Origin of the sequence: Ectobacillus funiculus (assembly GCF_004138295.1) — a bacterium.
GTDB lineage: Bacteria > Bacillota > Bacilli > Bacillales > Bacillaceae_G > Ectobacillus > Ectobacillus funiculus.
Map to the genome: position 1 here is coordinate 1 of NZ_SCFM01000107.1, position 5585 is coordinate 5585.

A 5585-nucleotide genomic window follows, 5' to 3' on the forward strand; every position below is an offset into this window, starting at 1 on the left:
ATCTGTCTTCGCCCAAGAGCGGGGATCGCCAATCGACGAGTTTTCTGTACAAGATAAGAAAGTATAATTTTTCGGGGTGGTGTCTAGCTTCCAAGGCCCGCTTTTTTTAAAGACGTGGAACTAATTCAATAAGAAATAAAATTGTACAAAAAAAATCCCTTATTCAGGGATTAAATTAACATACATTATCATCTCAATAGAGTCTAAAATTAAATAGATAACTTTTCGTCTGAAGAAGAAATCATTTGGGATGCTTTTCTCCCATGCAATAAATAGTATATCACTACTGATAACAGAATAATAAAGAAGCCTAATGAATAAACATTTGCATAGCTCGTGTTTGCTGCTATTATTCCTAATAAGAAAGAGCCTATCGCAAATCCAGAATCAAATAAAACAAAGTATGTGGCTGTTGCAGTTCCTCGTCTATTTACAGGCGAAGATTTGATTGCAATAGATTGAAAACATGAGCTTATTGTTCCAAATCCTAATCCAATAAACCCTCCTGCCAGTAAAAACATGAAGCTGGAAGAAGCCTGGCTCAGAGCCAATACACCAACTGCAAAAATTAGAATTGAAGGGTAAATAACAATGTTTTCCCCATATTTATCAAACCATTTACCCGTGAATGGGCGGAATAGAATTCCTGAAACTACAAAGACAGTTGCAACAATTCCAATATCTGTTCCATTCCCATGCATTTCATCAGTCACATAAATTGGAAGTATAACGGTCAACATATAAAAGATAAGAAAAATAAAAAAGCTCGTAAGGGAAATGCCAATAAAATTCTTTGTCCACAGTTTAGGTTTTGTCATATTATTTACTCCTCTTTCTTAAACGCTTCTAATGCAAAATACTTACCTGGATAACTAAATGTTTACCTAGATAATCATGTGATATCTTTGGGTTTAGTGCAAGGATTGCCATTGCCTGAAAAACAAATTGTGATTTTTGGATATGTTGTCGGAAAAGTCCTAATAAAATGGTCATTGAACGAGTCCTTGTCCCGTTCATGCCTTTATGGTACATTTATAATAAGCTTAACTGTGTGTGAAATATGGGAGGTTATGACGTGCATACGTTTTTATCAGTCTTATTAATTATTGTATCCCTTTTTATGATTGTCTTGGTTTTACTCCAATCGAGTAAAAGTGCAGGTCTTTCTGGTGCTATTTCAGGCGGCGCGGAGCAATTATTTGGAAAGCAAAAGGTTCGCGGTTTTGAAGCAGTCTTGCAGCGTTTAACAGTTATATCTGCTGTTTTATTCTTTGTACTTGCTATTTTAGTGGGGTATGTAGCATAAAGCTATCAGCATATGCAAAGATTCACCGTTCCCGGTTGAATCTTTTTTGCACTGTAAGAAAGTATAAGCTTCCAGCTAGAAGTGAATTCGACGTAGTCGGAAATTTTAGGAATACAGTATAAGTAGGGATACGCCGCTGCCCTCGCCTAGTGGCCCACTAGGCGGCAATTTGTCATGTTAGATTAATCCAAAAGCAATATGATACACTACTATTATTGATATACAATATGGAAAGAGGATAAGAATATGAAGGTAGGAACTCCAAAACCATTTACATTTGAGGCAGGAGAGCGTGCAGTGCTGCTGCTGCACGGATTTACAGGACATTCAGCAGACGTCCGGATGCTGGGACGTTATTTAGAAGGTAAGGGTTACACATGTCATGCCCCCATCTATAAGGGCCACGGTGTCCCGCCGGAGGAACTTGTGCATACAGGGCCAGAAGACTGGTGGAGAGATGTCATGGAGGCGTACGAGTTTTTAAAGGAACGAGGCTATGAAAAAATTGCCGCTGTCGGCCTTTCGCTTGGCGGTGTATTTTCATTAAAACTCTCCTATACAGTACCTATCGTAGGTGTAGTGCCGATGTGTGCGCCAATGTATATTAAAAGTGAAGAAATTATGTATCAAGGAGTTTTGGCATACGCTAGAGAATATAAAACAAGACTGGGAAAATCAAATGAGGAAATTGAGGAAGAAATGTTCCAGTTTCAGCAGACACCGATGAAAACCTTAAAGGCTCTGCAAAATTTGATGCGCGATGTACGCGATAATATTGATATGATTTATGCACCAACGTTTGTTGTGCAAGCACGTCATGATGAAATGATTAATACAGATAGTGCTAATATTATTTACAATGGTGTCGAATCCAATGTGAAGCAAATCAAATGGTATGAGGAATCTACGCATGTTATTACATTGGACAAGCAGCGAGATGAGCTGCATGAAGATATCTATCAATTTTTAGAAAAGCTCGATTGGTAAAATAGTATAAGTTTAGAAGAGATGAAGGACAGCATCAGGTCTTAAACACAGGAAATGCTGTCTTTTTTCGTACCAAAGATTATTTATACATACTACTTATTTAGGAAATAGGAAATAATACTTGTATCTGTGTTACAAGAAGGAGGGATCCCATTTGGAAGAAATAATCCAAAAACATATAGAAAAGCTATTGTCCTTTATGAAGGAAGAAGCATATAAACCATTAACCGTGCAGGAGCTAGAGGAAGCGTTCGGTATTGAAGAAGCAGCGGATTTCAAAGAATTTGTTAAGGCGCTTGTTCTGATGGAAGAGAAGGGCTTGGTTGTACGCACTCGCAGCAACCGCTATGGCTTGCCTGAAAAAATGAATCTGCTCAAGGGAAAGCTTACAGGACATTCAAGAGGCTTTGCGTTTGTTGTGCCGGAGGAAAAGGGCCAGGATGATATTTTTATTCCGCCGACAGAGCTAAATGGTGCGCTGCATGGTGATACAGTACTAGCGCGCATCAATTCTGAAACGAGTGGTTCTAGAAAAGAAGGCACAATTGTCCGTATTATTGAACGCGGCACAAAGCAGCTAGTTGGTACATATACAGAATCGAAGAATTTTGGATTTGTTATTCCTGACGATAAACGCATTATCAGTGATATTTTTATTCCAAAGAATGTGGCGATGGGGGCGGTGGAAGGTCATAAGGTGGTTGTAAAAATCACTGCTTATCCGCAGGATCGTATGAGTGCAGAAGGAGAAGTTATTCAAATCCTTGGTCATAAAAATGATCCAGGTGTGGATATTTTATCTGTTATTCATAAGCATGGCCTGCCAATGATGTTTCCAGCAGATGTGTTGGACCAAGCAAACAATGTACCAGATACTATTGACCCAAAAGACCTAGAAAATCGTCGTGATTTGCGGAATGAAGTGATTGTAACAATCGATGGTGCAGATGCGAAGGATTTAGATGATGCTGTTACTGTGAAAAAGCTGGATAACGGAAACTATAAGCTCGGCGTGCACATTGCAGATGTTAGCCACTATGTCACAGAAGGATCGCCAATTGATGTAGAAGCGGCAGACCGCGGTACGAGTATCTATCTTGTTGACCGCGTGATTCCAATGATTCCGCACCGTCTCTCAAATGGTATTTGCTCCTTAAATCCAAAAGTTGATCGGTTAACACTTTCTTGTGAGATGGAGATTAATGCAAAGGGTGAGGTCGTAAAGCATGATATTTTCCAAAGTGTTATAAAAACGACGGAGCGGATGACATATTTTGATGTGAACCGTATTCTTGAGGATAAGGATGAGGAGCTGTTTTCCCGGTACGAGGCACTTATTCCAATGTTCCAGGATATGGGTGAGCTCGCAGCAATTCTCCGTGAAAAACGGATGACTCGAGGTGCGATCGATTTTGATTTTAAAGAAGCAAAGGTTCTCGTGGATGAAGATGGGCAACCAAAGGATGTTGTGCTGAGGGAGCGTTCTACAGCAGAAAAACTAATTGAAGAGTTTATGCTAGCAGCCAATGAGACAATTGCAGAACATTTTCATTGGCTAAATGTCCCTTTTATGTACCGTGTGCATGAAGAGCCGAAGGAAGATAAGCTAGAGCGCTTCTTCCAATTTATTACGAATTTTGGCTACACAGTGAAGGGGAAAGCAAATGATATTCATCCGCGTGCCCTTCAGCAAATTCTTGAAATGGTACAAGGTCAGCCAGAAGAGGTGGTTATCTCTACTGTTATGCTTCGTTCCATGAAGCAAGCTCGTTATGATGCGGAGAGTCTTGGACACTTTGGATTATCTACGGAATATTATACACACTTCACATCGCCAATTCGTCGTTATCCGGATTTAATTGTTCATCGCCTCATTCGGACATACTTAATTAATGGAAGAATAGATGCAGATACACAGGCAAAATGGCGTGAAAAATTAGCAAGTATCGCAGAGCATTCATCCAATATGGAGCGCCGCGCCGTAGAAGCTGAGCGTGAAACAGATGAGCTGAAAAAAGCTGAGTATATGATGGATAAAATCGGTGAAGAATTCGAGGGCATGATTAGCTCCGTTACAAACTTTGGTATGTTTGTCGAACTGCCGAACACAATTGAAGGTCTCATCCACGTTAGCTATTTAACGGACGATTATTATCGTTATGATGAGCAGCATTATGCGATGATTGGAGAACGTACAGGAAAGGTGTTCCGCATTGGTGACGAGGTAACGATTCGCGTTGTCAAGGTTAATAAAGATGAGCGGTCTATCGATTTTGAAGTTGTCGGCATGAAGGGAAGCCCAAGACGCGAACGCAAGGACCGTCCGACAGTGATTGCTGAAGCACGCGGAGGACGACGAAAGCGAACGGAAGAAGGAAACGGAAATAATCACCGCGGAGGGAAGGCAAAGGCAAGGGATGGTAAGAAAAAGTCATTCTTTGAAAATGCGCCAAGCTTTAAACGTAAGAAAAAGAAAAAACGGTAAGGAAGAAGACGATGAGCAATCATCGTCTTTTCTGTAGAGTATGTTAGGTGAAGCGGGCCGCATTGAGAAATATCATATTGTTTGCTATAATAAGGCAAGTAAGGGAGGGACAGGCTATGCCAAAGGGTCACGGCAAGGTAATTGCACAAAACAAAAAAGCATTCCACGACTATTTCATTGAAGACACATATGATGCCGGTATTGTCCTTCAAGGAACGGAAATTAAATCAATTCGCGCTGGAAAGGTCAATCTCAAGGACGCGTATGCTCGTATTCAAAACGGTGAGATATGGGTATTTGGTATGCATATTAGTCCGTATGAACAAGGAAATCGCTACAATCATGATCCACTTCGTACACGTAAGCTGCTCTTGCATCGCCGGGAGATTGAAAAACTAATCGGCTACACGAAGGAAACAGGGAACACAATCGTGCCGCTTAAGCTTTACTTGCAAAACGGATTTGCAAAAATACAGCTTGGGTTAGCGAAGGGTAAGAAGAATTATGATAAACGTGAGGATTTGAAGAAGAAGGAAGCAAAACGTGAAATCGAACGCGCTTTCCGCGATCGTCAAAAAGGATAATACAAAAACTTACAATTGCAAGGTGTAAAAGTCATGTTATAATAAGTTTGTAAGTGATTGATGCACATTGAAAAACAGCTCATCATGAGCTCTCTTGATAGCTTCCCGTAAAGGGTCTTCTTATAATGGGGACGTTACGGATTCGACAGGGGTAGTTCGAGCTTAAGTTGCGAGTCGAGGGGATCGGCCTCGTTAAAACGTCAACGCCTATAACTGGCAAACA

5 protein-coding genes and 1 other RNA gene are annotated in these 5585 nt (G+C 40.6%); 5 read left to right on the forward strand and 1 reads right to left on the reverse strand.

The genetic code is table 11. The features are described from left to right. Positions 1–209: 209 nt before the first annotated feature. Positions 210–818: an MFS transporter gene (locus EP737_RS24855; protein ID WP_129732061.1), complete on the reverse strand. Its 609-nt coding sequence runs from the start codon at positions 816–818 to the stop codon at positions 210–212. 257 nt (positions 819–1075) lie between these two features. On the opposite strand from EP737_RS24855, the gene secG reads away from it, so the two are divergent. From secG to ssrA, 5 genes are all read left to right on the forward strand, one after another. Continuing rightward, positions 1076–1306, forward strand: a complete 231-nt coding sequence (secG, locus tag EP737_RS24860) for a preprotein translocase subunit SecG (protein ID WP_129732063.1) — start codon at positions 1076–1078, stop codon at positions 1304–1306. A 246-nt stretch (positions 1307–1552) separates the two neighbouring features. Then, positions 1553–2293: an alpha/beta hydrolase gene (locus tag EP737_RS24865; protein ID WP_129732065.1), complete on the forward strand. Its 741-nt coding sequence runs from the start codon at positions 1553–1555 to the stop codon at positions 2291–2293. 154 nt (positions 2294–2447) lie between these two features. Beyond that, positions 2448–4778: a ribonuclease R gene (gene rnr, locus EP737_RS24870; RefSeq protein WP_129732067.1), complete on the forward strand. Its 2331-nt coding sequence runs from the start codon at positions 2448–2450 to the stop codon at positions 4776–4778. A gap of 116 nt (positions 4779–4894) precedes the next feature. Next, entirely contained in the window at positions 4895–5362 is a 468-nt protein-coding gene (gene smpB, locus EP737_RS24875) for an SsrA-binding protein SmpB (protein ID WP_129732069.1), read from the forward strand. Positions 5363–5489: 127 nt separating this feature from the next. Beyond that, positions 5490–5585: a transfer-messenger RNA gene (gene ssrA, locus EP737_RS27000) on the forward strand; the annotation flags it as partial.

Coding starts and splice junctions, on each gene's coding strand:
- EP737_RS24855 (WP_129732061.1), bottom strand. CDS start 818: ATGACAAAACCTAAACTGTGGACAAAGAATTTTATTGGCATTTCCCTT.
- EP737_RS24865 (WP_129732065.1), top strand. CDS start 1,553: ATGAAGGTAGGAACTCCAAAACCATTTACATTTGAGGCAGGAGAGCGT.
- smpB (WP_129732069.1), top strand. CDS start 4,895: ATGCCAAAGGGTCACGGCAAGGTAATTGCACAAAACAAAAAAGCATTC.